14 protein-coding genes are annotated in these 16,361 nt (G+C 70.3%); 11 read left to right on the top strand and 3 right to left on the bottom strand.

Annotated features, from left to right (window positions below; translation table 11 throughout):
* Positions 1 to 424 precede the first annotated feature (424 nt).
* Positions 425 to 1,192 (bottom strand): murein hydrolase activator EnvC family protein, encoded by a 768-nt coding sequence (locus EST54_RS21675; RefSeq protein ID WP_174857490.1) that lies wholly within the window; start codon positions 1,190 to 1,192, stop codon positions 425 to 427.
* Positions 1,193 to 1,934: 742 nt separating this feature from the next.
* Here EST54_RS21675 and rpsB point away from each other — a divergent pair.
* From rpsB to EST54_RS21640, 7 genes are all read left to right on the top strand, one after another.
* Positions 1,935 to 2,822, top strand: coding sequence for a 30S ribosomal protein S2 (gene rpsB, locus EST54_RS21670; protein WP_129249364.1), 888 nt, complete (start codon positions 1,935 to 1,937; stop codon positions 2,820 to 2,822).
* Positions 2,823 to 2,930: 108 nt separating this feature from the next.
* Positions 2,931 to 3,767, top strand: a complete 837-nt coding sequence (gene tsf / locus EST54_RS21665; RefSeq protein WP_129249362.1) for a translation elongation factor Ts — start codon at positions 2,931 to 2,933, stop codon at positions 3,765 to 3,767.
* A 162-nt stretch (positions 3,768 to 3,929) separates the two neighbouring features.
* Positions 3,930 to 4,700 carry a UMP kinase gene (pyrH, locus tag EST54_RS21660; RefSeq protein WP_093485391.1) on the top strand — a complete coding sequence of 257 codons (771 nt, stop codon included), beginning with the start codon at positions 3,930 to 3,932 and terminating at the stop codon, positions 4,698 to 4,700.
* A 175-nt stretch (positions 4,701 to 4,875) separates the two neighbouring features.
* Positions 4,876 to 5,433, top strand: a complete 558-nt coding sequence (frr, locus tag EST54_RS21655; protein WP_006602824.1) for a ribosome recycling factor — start codon at positions 4,876 to 4,878, stop codon at positions 5,431 to 5,433.
* Positions 5,433 to 6,599 (top strand): phosphatidate cytidylyltransferase, encoded by a 1,167-nt coding sequence (locus EST54_RS21650; RefSeq protein ID WP_129249361.1) that lies wholly within the window; start codon positions 5,433 to 5,435, stop codon positions 6,597 to 6,599. Before frr ends, EST54_RS21650 begins: the two co-directional genes overlap by 1 nt.
* A gap of 409 nt (positions 6,600 to 7,008) precedes the next feature.
* Positions 7,009 to 7,545: an RNHCP domain-containing protein gene (locus EST54_RS21645; protein ID WP_203525381.1), complete on the top strand. Its 537-nt coding sequence runs from the start codon at positions 7,009 to 7,011 to the stop codon at positions 7,543 to 7,545.
* 221 nt (positions 7,546 to 7,766) lie between these two features.
* The gene (locus EST54_RS21640) at positions 7,767 to 8,861 is read left to right on the top strand and encodes a DUF1152 domain-containing protein (protein ID WP_167511587.1); all 1,095 of its coding nucleotides are present in this window, start codon (positions 7,767 to 7,769) and stop codon (positions 8,859 to 8,861) included.
* Positions 8,862 to 9,008: 147 nt separating this feature from the next.
* On the opposite strand, the gene EST54_RS21635 is transcribed toward EST54_RS21640, so the two are convergent.
* The gene (locus EST54_RS21635; protein ID WP_129249359.1) at positions 9,009 to 9,743 is read right to left on the bottom strand and encodes a hypothetical protein; all 735 of its coding nucleotides are present in this window, start codon (positions 9,741 to 9,743) and stop codon (positions 9,009 to 9,011) included.
* Positions 9,744 to 9,959: 216 nt separating this feature from the next.
* Between EST54_RS21635 and rlmN the strand changes: the two genes are divergently transcribed.
* From rlmN to EST54_RS21615, 4 genes are all read left to right on the top strand, one after another.
* On the top strand, positions 9,960 to 11,066 hold the full coding sequence (gene rlmN, locus EST54_RS21630) for a 23S rRNA (adenine(2503)-C(2))-methyltransferase RlmN (protein ID WP_129249357.1): 1,107 nt from the start codon (positions 9,960 to 9,962) through the stop codon (positions 11,064 to 11,066).
* 255 nt (positions 11,067 to 11,321) lie between these two features.
* Positions 11,322 to 12,398 carry a thiamine ABC transporter substrate-binding protein gene (locus tag EST54_RS21625; RefSeq protein WP_174857489.1) on the top strand — a complete coding sequence of 359 codons (1,077 nt, stop codon included), beginning with the start codon at positions 11,322 to 11,324 and terminating at the stop codon, positions 12,396 to 12,398.
* A 38-nt stretch (positions 12,399 to 12,436) separates the two neighbouring features.
* Entirely contained in the window at positions 12,437 to 14,104 is a 1,668-nt protein-coding gene (locus EST54_RS21620; RefSeq protein WP_129249355.1) for an ABC transporter permease, read from the top strand.
* The gene (locus tag EST54_RS21615) at positions 14,105 to 15,181 is read left to right on the top strand and encodes an ABC transporter ATP-binding protein (protein WP_129249353.1); all 1,077 of its coding nucleotides are present in this window, start codon (positions 14,105 to 14,107) and stop codon (positions 15,179 to 15,181) included.
* 131 nt (positions 15,182 to 15,312) lie between these two features.
* Here EST54_RS21615 and EST54_RS21610 read toward each other — a convergent pair whose 3' ends face one another.
* A complete protein-coding gene (locus EST54_RS21610) occupies positions 15,313 to 16,242 on the bottom strand; it encodes a DMT family protein (protein WP_129249352.1) in 930 nt (309 codons plus the stop codon).
* Positions 16,243 to 16,361: the final 119 nt, after the last annotated feature.

Here is a 16,361-nt window from a genome sequence, read left to right as displayed (position 1 = left end):
CAGCTCCCTCCCCACCACCCCCACTCGTGAGCCCGGCAGCTCGCAGCTCACAGCCCGCAACGCGCGACGCGACCGGTCTGTTGCCTCGACGGTCTGATACAAGGCCGGGCTTGTGGCCCACCGGGCCGTGACCTGGGTGATCTATGGCCCCAGCAGTCCTGTCGCCTCACTGGCCTGTGGTCTCTCGGCTCCATCGCCTGGATCCGTGGCCCCACCGATCGTGCTGCCTCACCGGCCTGGGGCCCCGCCGTTCGATCGCCTGGATCAGTCGCCCCACGGGTCGTGCGGCCTCACCAGCCTGTGGTCCCACCGCTCGGTCGCCTGGCCGTCTGCGACTCCGCCGCTCGGTTGACCGGCGCCCGCGCCCGAGGCCACGCCCTCCATCCGCCGTCCCCGCTACCGCAGCCCGCGCACGCCCCTTCCCTTACTCGCCCCTACCCGCTCCTCCTGCTCGCCGACCGGGTCGAGGGAGTCGCCCGAGCGCCCACAGCGCGGCGGCCGCGAGGCCCACGGTTCCCAGGAGGGCGGCCGTGGTCGGTGCCGGGCTTCGGGCGTGGGCTGCTGGTTCGGTTGGCTCGGGATGACGGGGGAGCGTGCGGCTGTCCGTCGGTACGGGGGCCCCGAAGACCGGCAGCAGTCGTGAGGGGCCGCTGCGGAGCATGCTCCGGGGCAGCAGCGACAACGGGTCCAGGTAGGCCTTGCCGCGCCGTAAGCCCCAGTGGAGGCATGGTGCCCGGCAGTGGAACGGACCGCGTTGCAGCACGGCGACCCTCTGGCCTGCTGTGACGTGCTGCCCCTTCCGGGCCGTGGGGTGGACCGGCTCGTAGGTGGTGCGCAGGGGAGGGCGGCCCGAGCGGGACACCTCGATGGTCAGGACGCCCCGGCCCGCCACCGTGCCCGCGTACACCACCCGGCCCGGTGCCGCGGCCAGTACTTCCGCACCGGCGGATGAGGCCAGGTCGACGCCGCGGTGCCCGGCCGCCCAGGGGGACGGGGGAGGGTCCCAGCCTCGCAGCACGGTGGGCCGTATCCCCGCCGGCCCCGCCACAGGCCAGGACCGTTCCCCAGCGGATGGCTCGGCGCTGGGCTCGGCGCGCGCGGGATCTTCTGTGCCCCTGGCCCCTGCCGCGCCCGCAGGTCCCTCCGCAGGCTCCTTTGCAGGCCCCTCCGTCGACCGGCCAGCGGTCCGCATCGTCGTTGCATGCGACCCGCGCTCCACCGTCGTGCCCATGGGCGGGGCGGCGGCAGCGTGCGCGAGGCCCGAGCCCAGGAAGGCGAGTACCGCGGCCGTGGCCGGGGCCAGCAGTACTTCCACGGCGCGGGCCGGGAAGAAGCAGCTCGGGCCGGATGCGCGAGGCTCCCCGGGCGGGGCCGGAGGCCGTAAGGGCAGCGCGGGCTGGCGGAAGCGGCAGCCGGAGCGGGGACGGGTAAGGGGAGCGGGAACGGGGAGTGATCGCGGGCGGCTGAACGCTTCGGCCTGCCCGGCGGCGAGCGGTCGCCGAGAGCCGGAGCCGGGGGCGAGGCCGCCGAAGGTGGCAAGGCCTCTGGTCGGGCCGGAGGGTGGTGGTGGGTTCCGTCGGGTGTGTCGTCGCATGTTCCGACGGTGGCGCAGGACGTCGGGGCGTGGGGATCTTGGTGCGGAGCTGTGGACGGAGGGCCGGTTGTGGACAACGGTGTCACCCACTCGGGGTGCGAAAAGGTGCGTGTCGCCCGGTGCATCGCCCGTCCCGTACACTTCTGGTGGCGATCCGGGTCACCGGGTCGACTTCGCACGCCCCGCCGTCAGTGCACCAGTCCCGTTCGGGCAGCACGACGGCCGCGCTCCTCGGTCCTCGGACGGCTCCGCAAGGTGCCTTCCCCGGCAGGCGCGTCGGGGCGTCAGGCACCGCGGCCGACCGGCCGCAGTGGAACCGAGAACAACAAGGAGTACGGCCATGGCCGTCGTCACGATGCGGGAGCTGCTGGAGAGCGGCGTCCACTTCGGGCACCAGACCCGCCGCTGGAACCCGAAGATGAAGCGCTTCATCTTCACCGAGCGCAACGGCATCTACATCATCGACCTGCTCCAGTCGCTGTCGTACATCGACCGCGCCTACGAGTTCGTCAAGGAGACCGTCGCCCACGGCGGCTCGGTCATGTTCGTCGGCACGAAGAAGCAGGCCCAGGAGGCCATTGCCGAGCAGGCGACCCGCGTGGGCATGCCCTACGTGAACCAGCGCTGGCTCGGCGGCATGCTGACCAACTTCTCGACCGTCTACAAGCGCCTGCAGCGCCTGAAGGAGCTCGAGCAGATCGACTTCGAGGATGTGGCCGCCTCCGGCCTCACCAAGAAGGAGCTCCTCGTCCTCTCCCGCGAGAAGGCCAAGCTGGAGAAGACCCTCGGTGGTATCCGCGAGATGCAGAAGGTGCCCAGCGCCGTCTGGATCGTGGACACCAAGAAGGAGCACATCGCCGTCGGTGAGGCGCGCAAGCTCAACATCCCGGTCGTCGCGATCCTCGACACCAACTGCGACCCGGACGAGGTCGACTACAAGATCCCGGGCAACGACGACGCGATCCGCTCCGTCACCCTGCTCACCCGCGTGATCGCCGACGCCGTCGCCGAGGGTCTCATCGCCCGCTCCGGTGCCGCCACCGGCGACCAGAAGCCCGGCGAGAAGGCCGCTGCCGCCGAGCCGCTGGCCGAGTGGGAGCGCGACCTGCTCGAGGGCGAGAAGAAGGCTGACGACGAGGCCCCCAAGGCCGAGGAGAAGCCCGCCGAGGCCCCCGCCGCCGAGGCCGAGAAGCCGGCCGACGCCGAGAAGCCGGGCGAGCAGGCCTGACCCGCAGCATCCGGTTGACGACGGCGGGGGAGGGCGCCACCAGCGCCGGCCCCGCCGTCCACCCGTAGATCTTTCGACTTCGAGATTTCGAGAAGAGATTCACAGACCATGGCGAACTACACCGCCGCTGACGTCAAGAAGCTCCGCGAGCTCACCGGCGCCGGCATGATGGACTGCAAGAAGGCCCTGGACGAGGCCGAGGGCAACGTCGACAAGGCCGTCGAGGCGCTGCGCATCAAGGGCCAGAAGGGCGTCGCCAAGCGCGAGGGCCGCTCCGCCGAGAACGGCGCCGTGGTCTCCCTGATCGCCGACGACAACTCCTCCGGCGTCATCGTCGAGCTGAAGTGCGAGACGGACTTCGTCGCCAAGGGCGAGAAGTTCCAGGCCGTCGCCAACCAGATCGCCGCGCACGCCGCGAAGTCCGCCCCGGCCGACATCGAGGCCCTGCTCGCCTCCGAGATCGAGGCCGGCAAGACCGTCCAGGCGTTCGTCGACGAGGCCAACGCCACCCTGGGCGAGAAGATCGTCCTGGACCGCTTCGCGCAGTTCTCCGACGGCTACGTGCTGGCGTACATGCACCGCACGATGCCGGACCTTCCCCCGCAGATCGGTGTCCTCGTCGAGCTCGACAAGGAGAACGCCGAGGTCGCCAAGGGTGTCGCGCAGCACATCGCCGCCTTCGCCCCGAAGTACCTCGCCAAGGACGACGTCCCGGCCGAGGTCGTCGAGGCCGAGCGCCGCGTCGCCGAGGAGACCACCCGCGCCGAGGGCAAGCCCGAGGCCGCGCTGCCGAAGATCGTCGAAGGCCGCATCAACGGCTTCTTCAAGGACGCGACGCTGCTCGGCCAGCCGTACGCGCTCGACAACAAGAAGTCCGTCGAGAAGGTCCTCCAGGAGGCCGGTGTCACCCTGAAGCGCTTCGCGCGCATCAAGGTCGGCATCTGAGCCTGTCGCGAAGGCAGCGAATGACCTACGACCCCGCTAGGGTCGTACGCAGTCGGCCGCGCACCGGCCGGCCGCAGATGTGACGAGGAGGCCATTGCCGCAGAGGGATCTGGACCAGACCCACGGCAATGGCCTTCTTCGTATGTGCACGAGGAGAGCTCAATGATTCACGGTGCCGACGGCGCGCACACAGACCATGCCGGTCACGGCGGCAGGCGACGCTTCCTGCTGAAGCTGTCGGGCGAAGCGTTCGCCGGCGGCGGCGGCCTGGGCGTCGACCCCGACGTCGTGCACGCGATGGCCCGCGAGATCGCCGCCGTGGTGCGCGACGGCTACGAGATCGCCGTCGTGATCGGCGGCGGCAACTTCTTCCGGGGCGCGGAACTCCAGCAGCGCGGTATGGACCGGGCGCGCTCCGACTACATGGGCATGCTCGGCACGGTCATGAACTGTCTGGCGCTCCAGGACTTCCTGGAGAAGGAGGGCATCGACTCCCGCGTCCAGACGGCCATCACCATGGGTCAGGTCGCCGAGCCGTACATCCCGCTGCGCGCGGTGCGCCACCTGGAGAAGGGCCGGGTCGTCATCTTCGGCGCGGGCATGGGCATGCCGTACTTCTCCACCGACACCACCGCCGCCCAGCGTGCCCTGGAGATCGACGCCGAGGCCATGCTGATGGGCAAGAACGGGGTGGACGGGGTCTACGACTCCGACCCCAAGAAGAACCCGGACGCGGTGAAGTTCGACGCGCTCGAATACGGCGAGGTCATCACCCGCGACCTGAAGATCGCCGACGCCACCGCCATCACCCTGTGCCGGGACAACAAGCTCCCGATCCTCGTGTTCGAACTGCTCGCCGAGGGCAACATCGCGCGCGCGGTGAAGGGTGAGAAGATCGGCACGCTCGTCAGCGATCAGGGCACTCGGGCCTGACGGCCCCAACTGCCGTGGTTCCGTACGGGCATCGGCCTGTACGGGCGGCAACTCCCTACCGGGGGCAGACCCCGGTACGGGGATGGACAACTGCCTGCCGGTCGGACACCGTGCAGGAGAAGACGTGCGGCAGGGGCGAGGCTCTGCTTCTTACCGAAAAGACCAGGAGCAAGTGGTGATCGAAGAGATCCTCCTCGAGGCCGAGGAGAAGATGGAGAAGGCCGTCGTGGTCGCCAAGGAGGACTTCGCCGCGATTCGCACCGGGCGTGCGCACCCGGCGATGTTCAACAAGATCGTGGCGGACTACTACGGCGCCATGACGCCGATCAACCAGCTGGCGTCGTTCTCGGTGCCCGAGCCGCGGATGGCCGTGGTGACCCCGTTCGACAAGAGCGCGCTGCGCAACATCGAGCAGGCCATCCGCGACTCCGACCTCGGCGTCAACCCGAGCAACGACGGCAACATCATCCGGGTGACCTTCCCGGAGCTGACCGAGGAGCGCCGCAAGGAGTTCATCAAGGTCGCCAAGAACAAGGGCGAGGACGCGAAGATCTCGATCCGCAGCGTGCGCCGCAAGGCCAAGGAGACCCTCGACAAGCTCGTCAAGGACAAGGAGTCCGGCGAGGACGAGGTGCGCCGCGCCGAGAAGGAGCTCGACGACACCACCGCGAAGTACGTCGCGCAGGTGGACGAGCTCCTCAAGCACAAGGAATCCGAGCTCCTCGAGGTCTGATGAACGAGTCTTCCTGGGGGGCCCCGCCCGGCGCCGGTCAATGGGGACCGCCCGATCACGGACCGGCCTCCTCGCTTCGCGGGGTGGCGCCCCCCGTCCCGGCGGGTCCCGTGTATGACTGGGGCGACGCGGCGCAGACTCGGCCCATGCCCCTCGTGCCCGGGCCAGGCGGACACCAGGACGACGACCGGGAACATCGGGACATCCGGGAAAACCGGGATCACCTGGACGGCCGGGGGGCTGCTCGCCTGAGCGGCCCCCTGTTCCGCGACGAAAAGCCGCAGGAGCCCATGCCCACCTCTCGTTCCGGGTCCGACAGCTCGCCGGACTCAGAGAAGCCGAAGAAGAAGAGCGCGGGCCGCAACCTCCGTGCCGCGATAGGGGTCGGCGTCGGCCTCGGCGTGATCATCGTTGCGTCGCTCTTCGTCTACAAGCCTGTCTTCATCGGCGTGATAGCGATCGCTGTCGTCGTGGGCCTGTGGGAGCTGACCTCGCGGCTGGCCGAGCGCAAGGACATCAAGGTGCCGCTGGTGCCGCTCGCAGTCGGCGGCACCGCCATGGTGGTCGCCGGATACGTGCGCGGTGCCGAGGGCGCCTGGGTGGCGATGGCGCTCACCGCGCTCGCCGTGCTCGTCTGGCGGATGACCGAGGCGCCCGAGAACTATCTGCGGGACGTCACCGCCGGTGTCTTCGCCGCGTTCTACGTGCCGTTCCTCGCGACGTTCGTGGCGCTGATGCTCGCGGCCGAGGCCGACGGGGCGCTGCGGGTGCTGACCTTCCTGCTGCTGACGGTCGTCAGCGACACCGGGGCGTACGCGGTCGGCTGGCGGTTCGGCAAGCACAAGCTGGCACCGCGCATCAGCCCCGGCAAGACCCGCGAGGGACTCGTCGGCGCGGTGCTCTTCGCGATGGTGGCCGGCGCGCTGTGCATGGAATTCCTGATCGCGCACGGTGCCTGGTGGCAGGGCCTGCTGCTCGGACTTGCGGTCGCGGCCAGCGCCACCCTCGGTGACCTCGGTGAATCCATGATCAAGCGCGATCTCGGCATCAAGGACATGGGCACCCTGCTCCCCGGTCACGGCGGGATCATGGACCGTCTCGACTCCCTGCTGCCGACCGCGCCCGTCGTCTGGCTGCTGTTCGTGGTCTTTGTGGGATCCGGCTGACGGCACGGAATCCCGTAGCGGGGAGCGGAGCCGGGTTCAGGGGCTCCGCTCCCCGCTTCCTTTCTCCTTTGTGCAGCACGCTTCGTCAGGTGCGTGAGGGGCCTTCCGCGCCAAGCGGGGGCCCCTTTTCGTGCCCCAGGCCCAGAGAAAACGGATGCCGGGCTCGGGGGACCGCGGCATAAAGTGGACATCACACCCCGAAGCCGTTCCGGCGGCCTTCGGGACACTCCGTGACACGGATGAGGAGGTGGCGTGATCAAGAAGCGCTGTGCCGCTGCCGGTGCTGCCTGACGGGGGACGGCGCCGACGTCAGTGAGGCCGGACCGACACCTACCGGCGGCACGTGGGGAGGCCCGCGTGACAGTGACCGGGACAAATCGACAAACCCGGTCGTGGTCCGGATTCAGGGATGCGAGCACGCCCTGATGAAGCTGGAGCCGGAAGTAATCGCCCGCCCGAGAAGCGGGCGGTGAACCGCGTCCCTCGCCGGCCGAGCCTGAGACCCCTGAACAGGGGGAGAGCCAACGGAACCCTGCGCCTCCGAGTTGAAGATCCCTTCGACTCGCCGAGGAGCAGCACCATCAGCAGAACCACCGAGAACACCGGCTTTACCTGCGGCAACTGCGGGGAAGAGGTCGCGCCCCTGGTCAACGGGAGCTATCGCAACCACTGCCCGCGGTGCCTGCACTCACGTCATGTGGACGTCAGGCCCGGAGACCGTGCCAGTGACTGCCGGGCGCTGATGCGCCCGGTGGCCGTCGATCACCACTCCACCAAGGGCTACATGATCGTCCACCGCTGCACCGGCTGCGGCGTCCGGCGTCGCAACCGCATGGCCGACGATCCCCACCAGGGCGACGACCTCGACCAGGTCCTCACCGTGCTGCGTACGGGGCTCAGCCGGCACGAAGCAGGCCGGTCCGCCCGGCACTGGAGGCTCATCTGACGCCTCGCGGCCCCCGCCTCGGCGGGGGCCGCCCGCTTGCCTCGGCGGGAGCCGCCCCTGGGCCGCCCGCCTGCGGAACCCGACGGCTTCACCGTCGCCTCCCCGGGAACTCATTCCCTGCGGACGACGGGTAGCCGGAAGCCCCCCACCAGCAGTTTTGCCCGCTGGTACGCGCGTTGCGCGGTGGCCGGTGCGGGTCGCCGGCGCGTACGCTGGCGCATGTGACGCGCCTGATCGTGGCAGCGGGAGGAGGCGGCGACGCCGTTGCCGCAGCGATGCTGGACGCCGCCGTCCACGGCGGCGAAACTCCGGCGGTGGTCCTCACCTACGCGTGGGACCGCCTCTTGATCGACCCGGTTCCGGGCCCAAGAGGGCCGGCCAACTTCACCGGCCTCCGCCCCCTCACCCGAAGCGTCCAGACGGTTCCCGCCGACGCAACACCGATTGCTCCCGCGGGCTCGACACTTCCCAGGCTGGCCGCGGAGCTCCCGCAGACCTTCGCACTCATCGATCCGCACCACGGCGCCGAGGGCATGGTTCGCCAGCTCGAAGAGCTCATCCAGCACTTGGAGCCGGACTCCGTCGACCTCCTGGACGTCGGCGGCGACATCCTCGCCCGGGGCGACGAGCCCACCCTCCGCAGCCCCCTCGCCGACGCCCTCACCCTCGCGGCCTGCTGCGAACTCAACTACCCCGTACGGCTCCTGGTCGCCGGCCCCGGCCTCGACGGCGAACTCCCCGCCGACGCCCTCCGCGACCGCCTCGGCCCCGTCGCCCTGACCCTCACCGCCGAGCACGTCACGCCCGTCAGCTCGGTCCTGGAGTGGCACCCCTCCGAGGCCACGGCCATGCTGGCCGCCACGGCACGAGGCGCCCGCGGCCGGTGCGAAGTACGGGACGCCGGCCTGCCGGTCCCGCTCACCGACGACGGCCCCGTCGTCCACGAGGCCGACCTCGACGAGGCGCTGAACCGCAACCAGCTCGCCCGCGCCATCCTGGCGACGGAGAACCTGCACCAGGTCGAGCAGTACAGCCGCGAGATCTGCGGCTTCTCCGAGATCGACTACGAGCGGAACAAGGCGAGTCGGCTGGGCAGTCGGCCCGCCCAGAAGCCGGACCCGGAAGCGGTCCTCCACCAGCTCGACGACTTCGAGGCCGACGCCCGGAGCCGCGGCATCACGCACACGACGTTCCGCCGGCTCGCCGAAGCTTTCGGGCTCAGCGGCAACCAGTGCCAGGACCTCAGGGCACTGCTGCTCAGCAGCCGCCCGGGGCAGTACGAGGCTCCGCTGTGGCGCATCGCGTCCGGAGCTTGAGTAGCAGATTTCTCTACGCGTACACGGCTCGCCGCGCTCGCTCCCCGGCCCGCGGCCGATGGCGACGTGCGAGCACGCATCCGTGTCCGACCGCCGTGTCAGCGAGCGATGGCCGCCGAACGAGGCCCCGATGTGAGCGGCCCGACGTTAATTGAGCGGCACGGCCTGCAGAACGTCTCCTGCTGAAATGCCGGTGCTGTAAAGCAGCCTGTCATCCGACTCCCCTTTTCCGTGACGGCGGGCCCAGTGTGCCCCCATCTTGCGGTAGGAGCGCCCCTTCTCTTGATCGACCAGCACCCACTTGTCGCCGTAGGTGTACGGGGGGATCCATTCCGGAGTGAACGACCAGGCCTCGTTCAAGAATTCCTGCACGCCGGTATCCTCGCCTACCGGGATTTGTGCCGGTTCCATATCCTGGTCCATTTGGCTGTAGGAAATCTCGATGAAGCGTTGCCGGAAGTCTTCGCGTGCGCTTTCGATCGCCTCCGTCACGATGGCGTCCTTGTTGAGGGCGCTTATTTTCGCATCGAGCATCTTGGGGATCACCTCCTCCATCGCTGAGCGAATGGAGGCCTCCATATTCTCCACGCTGCGATTGCGTGACGTGTTGAGAGCGTTGACGAAGTCTCGTACGCTCGGGTTTTTGGAGTAGTCCTTGGGGGCGTAGAGTACGTACGGCCGCTGCACAAGGATGGCGAAGAATGCGGACGCTACGCCTACCGGGAAGATTACCGAAAAGAGCACAAGAACTGCTTGCAGCCAGCCTTGTGTTTGAGTGGCCGCCGTACCGGCGGAGGCTTCTGAAACGGTGAGGAACAGCGATATGATCCACAGTGGATTGAGTGCTTTGGGTGCCCCAGGTGCATGTACGGGTTGGCTCACTTCGCTCTCCCTGGTCGCGCTACCCATAAGCATTGCAGCGCGTGAGGTACCTCCGAGAGCGTTTTGCGTGATAGGTGGATTTGTCGAGTGTGGGCGCCTTTGGTCGACCATGGCTCGCGAGGTCGGCCCAGGGGCGGCAGGCGACGCCCGAGGGTGACGGCCCCCACCCCGCTCTCACCTGGGCGGGGCCAGATGATCTGCCACACTGGACCCACCATGCCTGCACCCGGAGAACTTACTTTTGTTGCGCCGCGCGGGGCCAAGAAGCCGCCGCGGCACCTTGCTGATCTCAGCCCTGACGAGCGTCGCGAAGCGGTGGCCGCGATCGGGGAGAAGCCGTTTCGCGCCAAGCAGTTGTCGCAGCACTACTTTGCCCGTTATGCGCATGATCCGGCGCAGTGGACGGACATTCCGGCGGCGGCGCGCGAGAAGCTGGCGGGCGAGCTGCTGCCGGAGCTGATGAAGGTCGTGCGGCACATCTCGTGCGATGACGACACCACGCGCAAGACGCTGTGGAAGCTGCATGACGGGACGCTCGTCGAGTCGGTGCTGATGCGCTACCCCGACCGGGTCACCATGTGCATCTCCTCGCAGGCCGGCTGCGGAATGAACTGTCCGTTCTGTGCGACGGGGCAGGCGGGGCTGGACCGGAATCTGTCGACCGCCGAGATCGTGCACCAGATCGTCGACGGGATGCGTGCGCTGCGCGACGGCGAGGTGCCCGGTGGGCCGGCGCGGCTGTCCAACATCGTCTTCATGGGGATGGGGGAGCCGCTCGCCAACTACAAGCGGGTGGTCGGCGCGATCCGGCGGCTGACCGACCCCGAGCCCGACGGGCTGGGGCTGTCCCAGCGGGGCATCACCGTCTCGACGGTCGGGCTGGTGCCGGCCATGCTGCGGTTCGCCGAGGAGGGCTTCAAGTGCCGGCTGGCCGTGTCGCTGCACGCCCCCGACGATGAGTTGCGGGACACGCTCGTCCCCGTCAACACGCGCTGGAAGGTGCGTGAGGTGCTGGACGCGGCGTGGGAGTACGCGGAGAAGTCCGGGCGGCGGATTTCGATCGAGTACGCGCTGATCCGGGACATCAACGACCAGGCGTGGCGCGGTGACCTGCTGGGCCGGCTGCTGAAGGGCAAGCGCGTCCATGTGAACCTCATTCCGCTGAACCCGACTCCCGGGTCGAAGTGGACCGCCTCGCGTCCCGAGGACGAGCTGGCGTTCGTGCGGGCCATCGAGGCGCACGGGGTGCCGGTGACCGTCCGCGACACCCGCGGTCAGGAGATCGACGGCGCCTGCGGGCAGCTCGCGGCCTCGGAACGCTGACCGCTCGCTGGTACTGTGTGATCGAACAAATGCACATTCCGACAGGGGAGCGCCACAGCGCTGAGAGTGCGGAAGCGCCGTAGTCCTACGGTGCCCGCAGACCCTTGAACCTCGCCCGGGTCATGCCGGGTAGGAAGTTCGGTCGTCACTCATGCTGTTGTGCCCTGCCCGAAGTCCCCTCCGTACGTCCGCGGATGTACGGAGGGGGCTTCGGGCAGGGCCGCGTCTCGTCCTGGTCAGCCAGGAGGACATTCAGTGAGCACCACCAGAAGGATCACCGCGGCAGGGCTTGCCGCCGCCATGGGCATGACCGCGCTGGCCGCCTGCGGCACGTCGGGGGGCGACAGCGCGGACGCCAAGACCGTCACGCTGGTCAGCCATGACTCGTTCACCATGTCCAAGTCCGTGCAGGCCGCGTTCGAGAAGCAGAGCGGCTACAAGATCCGGGTCCTCAAGGGCGGGGACGCCGGCAAGGCCGTCAACCAGGCGATCCTGTCCAAGGACAATCCGCAGGGCGATGTGCTCTTCGGCATCGACAACACCCTGCTCTCGCGCGGTCTGGACGAGGACCTCTTCAGCCCGTACGAGGCCAAGGGGCTCTCGCACGTCCCGGCCGGGCTGCAGCTGGACAAGGCCCGGCACCGCGTCACCCCGCTCGACTACGGCGACATCTGCGTCAACTACGACCGCGGCTACTTCGCCCGGCACAAGATCGCGCCGCCGAAGACCTTCGACGATCTGATCAAGCCCCGGTACAAGGGGCTGCTCGTCACGGAGAACTCGGCGACCTCCTCGCCGGGGCTCGCCTTCCAGCTCGCCACCGTCGCCGCGTACGGCAAGGACGGCTGGCAGGACTACTGGAAGAAGCTCAAGGCCAATGGCGTCGAGGTCGTCGACGGCTGGGAGCAGGCCTACAACCAGCGCTTCTCGGGGTCCGCGGCGAGCAAGGGCAAGGGGGACAAGCCGCTGGTGGTCTCCTACGCCTCCAGCCCGCCGGCCGAGGTGCTCGGCAAGAAGCCCGCGCCCCGGCAGGCACCGACCGGCGTCGCGACCGGCACCTGCTTCCGGCAGATCGAATTCGGCGGCCTGCTGAAGGGCGCGAAGAACGAAAAGGGCGGCAAGGCGCTGCTGGACTTCCTGCTGAGCAGGCAGTTCCAGGAGGACGAGCCGCTGCAGATGTTCGTCAACCCGGCCCGTGCGGACGCCAAGGTGCCGGAGCTGTTCACGAAGTACGGCGCCACGATCGACAAGCCGGCGACGCTGGCTCCGGAGACGATCAGCAAGAACCGCGAACAGTGGATCAAGCAGTGGTCCTCGCTCGTTCTGAAGTAGCCCGCACCCGCGGCCGCGGGCCCGCGAAGGGGACGGCGGTGCGGCTCGGCCTGATGGCCGTGCCGCTCGCCTTCTTCGCGCTGTTCTTCGCCTATCCCGTCGTGGCGATCGTCGGGCGGGGGCTGAAGGAGGGCGGAGCGTGGCAGTTCGGCCGGTTCGGCGCCGTGCTGAGCGAGCCGGATGTCGTGCAGGTGCTGTGGTTCACCGTCTGGCAGGCGGCCGCCTCGACCGTGCTGACGCTGCTGATCGCGCTGCCTGGCGCCTATGTCTTCGCCCGCTTCGACTTCCCCGGCAAGCAGCTGCTACGGGCAGTGGTGGCGGTGCCGTTCGTGCTGCCGACCGTCGTCGTCGGCACGGCCTTCCTGGCGCTCGTCGGGCGGGGCGGACTGCTGGACGAGCTGTGGGGGGTGCGCCTGGACACCTCGGTGTGGGCGATCCTGCTGGCGCATGTCTTCTTCAACTACGCGGTGGTCGTCCGCACCGTCGGCGGCCTGTGGGGACAGCTCGATCCGCGGCAGGAAGAGGCGGCGCGGGTGCTGGGGGCCGGGCGGTTCGCGGCCTGGCGGCGGGTGACGCTGCCCGCGCTGGGCCCGGCCGTCGCGGCCGCTGCGCTGATGGTCTTCCTCTTCACCTTCACCTCCTTCGGCGTGGTGCAGATCCTGGGCGGGCCCACCTTCTCCACGCTGGAGGTGGAGATCTACCGGCAGACCGCGGACTTCCTGGACCTGCCGACGGCCGCGGTGCTCACGCTCGTCCAGTTCGCCGCGGTCCTGGGCGTGCTGGCGCTGCACGCCCGGGCCGTGCGCCGCCGGGAGTCCGCGCTGCGGCTGGTGGACGCGTCGCGGACCGCCCACCGGCCGCGCGGCGGCGGCCAGTGGGCCCTGCTGTGGGGCACGCTCGCCGTCATCACCGTCCTGCTGCTGGTGCCGCTGGTGGTGCTGGTGGAGCGGTCGTTCGCCGGGCCGGACGGCTACGGAACGGTCTTCTACACCTCGCTGCGGTCCGCCGCGGCCGCCGACAGCACCTTCGCCGTCGCGCCCCTGGACGCCCTGTGGAATTCGCTCGCCTACGGGGCCGCGGCCACGGTGATCGCTGTGGTGGTGGGCGGGCTGGCGGCCGCCGTCCTGACGCTGCCCCGGCTGCGGAGCGGCCCGTCCGGACGGACGCCCGCGATCAGCCGGTTCGTCCGCGGCTTCGACGCCCTGCTGATGCTGCCGCTTGGGGTCTCCGCGGTGACCGTCGGCTTCGGATTTCTGATCAGCCTCGACACCCCGCCGCTCGACCTGCGTGCCTCGTGGTGGCTGGTCCCGCTCGCCCAGGCGCTGGTGGGAGTGCCGTTCGTGGTCCGGACGATGCTGCCGGTCCTGCGGGCGGTCGATTCCCGGCTGCGGGAGGCCGCCGCCGTGCTCGGCGCCTCGCCCTGGCGGGTGTGGCGTGAGGTCGACCTGCCGCTGGTGCGGCGGGCGCTGCTGATCGCCGCGGGCTTCGCCTTCGCGGTGTCGCTCGGCGAGTTCGGGGCGACCGTCTTCATCGCGCGGCCGGACCGGCCGACGCTGCCGGTCGCCGTGGCCCGCCTGCTGGGGCGAGCGGGGGAGACCAACTACGGGCAGGCGATGGCGTTGTCGACCATCTTGATGGTGGTGTGTGCCGGCGCCCTGCTGGTACTGGAGCGCCTGCGCCCCGTCGACCACTCCGGGGAGTTCTAGATGACGACAGGGGACACCAGCACACGGGCGCCGGAGCTGCTGCGGCTGGGCGGGGTGACCGTCCGCTTCACCGCGGCCGGGCGGCCCGCCCTCGACGCGGTGGACCTGGACGTCGCCGCGCAGGAGATCGTCTGCGTCCTGGGGCCGAGCGGCAGCGGCAAGTCCACCCTGCTGAGGGTGGTCGCGGGTCTCCAACCCGCCGACGCCGGACAGGTGTTGCTGGAGGGGCGGGAGCAGCGGGGGGTGCCCGCGCACCGGCGCGGCGTCGGCCTGATGTTCCAGGACCACCAGCTCTTCCCGCAGCGCGATGTCGAGGGCAACGTCGCCTTCGGGCTGCGGATGCGGGGGGCCTCGCGCGCCGACCGGGAGCGTACGGTCACCGAACTCCTGGACCTCGTGGGGCTGCCGGGCGCCCAGCGGCGGGCCGTGGCCTCGCTGTCCGGCGGTGAGCAGCAGCGGGTCGCGCTGGCCCGCGCGCTGGCCCCCCGCCCCCGTCTGCTGATGCTGGACGAGCCCCTCGGGCAGCTCGACCGCGGGCTGCGCGAACGGCTGGTCGTCGAACTCCGGCGGCTCTTCCGGGAGTTGGGTACGACCGTGCTCGCCGTCACGCACGACCAGGGCGAGGCCTTCGCGCTCGCCGACCGGGTCGTGGTGATGCAGGACGGCCGGATCGCGCAGAGCGGCACCCCGCTGGAGGTCTGGCAGCGGCCCGCCTCGGAATTCGTCGCCCGCTTCCTCGGCTTCGACAACGTGGTCGAGGCGACGGTGCAGGGCGAGGCGGCCGCCACCCCCTGGGGCAAGGTGCCGGTCCCGGACGGCACCGCGGACGGGCCCTGCCGCCTGCTCGTCCGCCCGGCCGGGGTGCGGCTGACGGCGGCCCCGGACGGCCTGCCTGCCACGGTCGCGGCCCGGACGTTCCGCGGCACCCATGTCGCGCTGCTGCTGCACCCCGCCGCCGGACCGCAGATCGAGGCGGCCTGCACCCTGCGCGACGCGCCCGAGGTGGGCGAGCGGGTGGGCCTCGCCTTCGCCGCCCCGGACGTGGTGGTGCTGGACGCCGGGGCGCCGGCGGGCTGACCGCGTGGAGGGCGCCGGCCGGGGGAGCGGGCGCCGGCCAGGGGCCGGTCCTCGGTGTCCTCAGCAGCCGGGTCTGCTCCGTAGCAGCCCGGTCGGTCTCCGTGGGCCGGTCTTCCCCGTGGGCCGCCGCCTCAGCGCGCCGCCGTCTCGGCGGGCCGCTCACCGGCCGGTGCCGGGTCCGGCTGCGCCCCCGCCTCGGGTTCGCCGAACCACGCGACCGCGACGGCCCCGGCCACCGCCACCACGAAGCCCAGGACGGCGACCCAGGCGAAGCCCGGCCGGGAGGAGTCGCCCAGCCACAGCACCCCGAGAATGCCGGGGATCACCGTCTCGCCCACCACCAGCGCCGCCGTGGCGCCGTTCACTGAGCCGAGCTGGAGGGCGACGGTGTGCAGATACATCCCGCCGATACCGGCGACGCCGATCGCGTACAGCGCGGGGTCGCCGAGCAGGGACGGCAGATCGAAGGGGGCCATCCCGTTCAGCACCCGTACCCCGATGCCGAGCGCGCCGAAGCCCAGGCCGGAGAAGAGCCCCGCGAGGATCGCCGCCCGCGCGCCGAGCAGCCGCACGACCACGGTGCCGCCGCCGATGAGTACGACGGAGGCGGCGAGCAGCCACCAGTGGGCGGCGAGCGGGGTGTGGCCGCTGCCCTCCGGCCCGGCGGCCGTGGCCAGCAGCACCAGCGCCGAACAGACCACGGCGATGGAGGTCCACTCGGCGCGGGTGAGCCGGATGCCGAGGAGCTTGACGCTCAATACGGCAGTGATCACGAGGTTGGCGCTGATCACGGTCTGCGACAGGAACAGCGGCAGTAGCCGGGCCGCCAGCGCGCCGAGCCCGAACCCTACGAAGTCCAGCACCGTACCCAGCATGAATTCCCAGGTCACGGCCGCCTTTGCGGTGGACGCCAGGCTGGGGCCGCCGTGCTGGGTGACACCGGAGGCGGAGGCCTTGGCCGCCTCCCGGCGGGCGGATTTGCGCGAGCCCAGCGCCTGCAGAACCGATCCCGTGCCGTAACCGGCCGACGCCGCCACGGCCGTCAGCAGACCGATGATCACCAAGAGCTCCGTTCGCCCGCTGTCCGTACTGCCTCTTCACTGCCGGACTGGCAGACGTGCATTCGGGGACCGACGTTGCCTCGGGCGGGCAAAAGCACCTGTACGGCCGTCCGGTGGGG

The sequence above is a fragment of the Streptomyces sioyaensis genome (genome assembly GCF_004122735.1).
Classification (GTDB): Bacteria; Actinomycetota; Actinomycetes; order Streptomycetales; family Streptomycetaceae; genus Streptomyces; species Streptomyces sioyaensis.
Note: the sequence above shows the minus strand (reverse complement) of the source record. Positions and strands in the feature narration are given on the sequence as shown.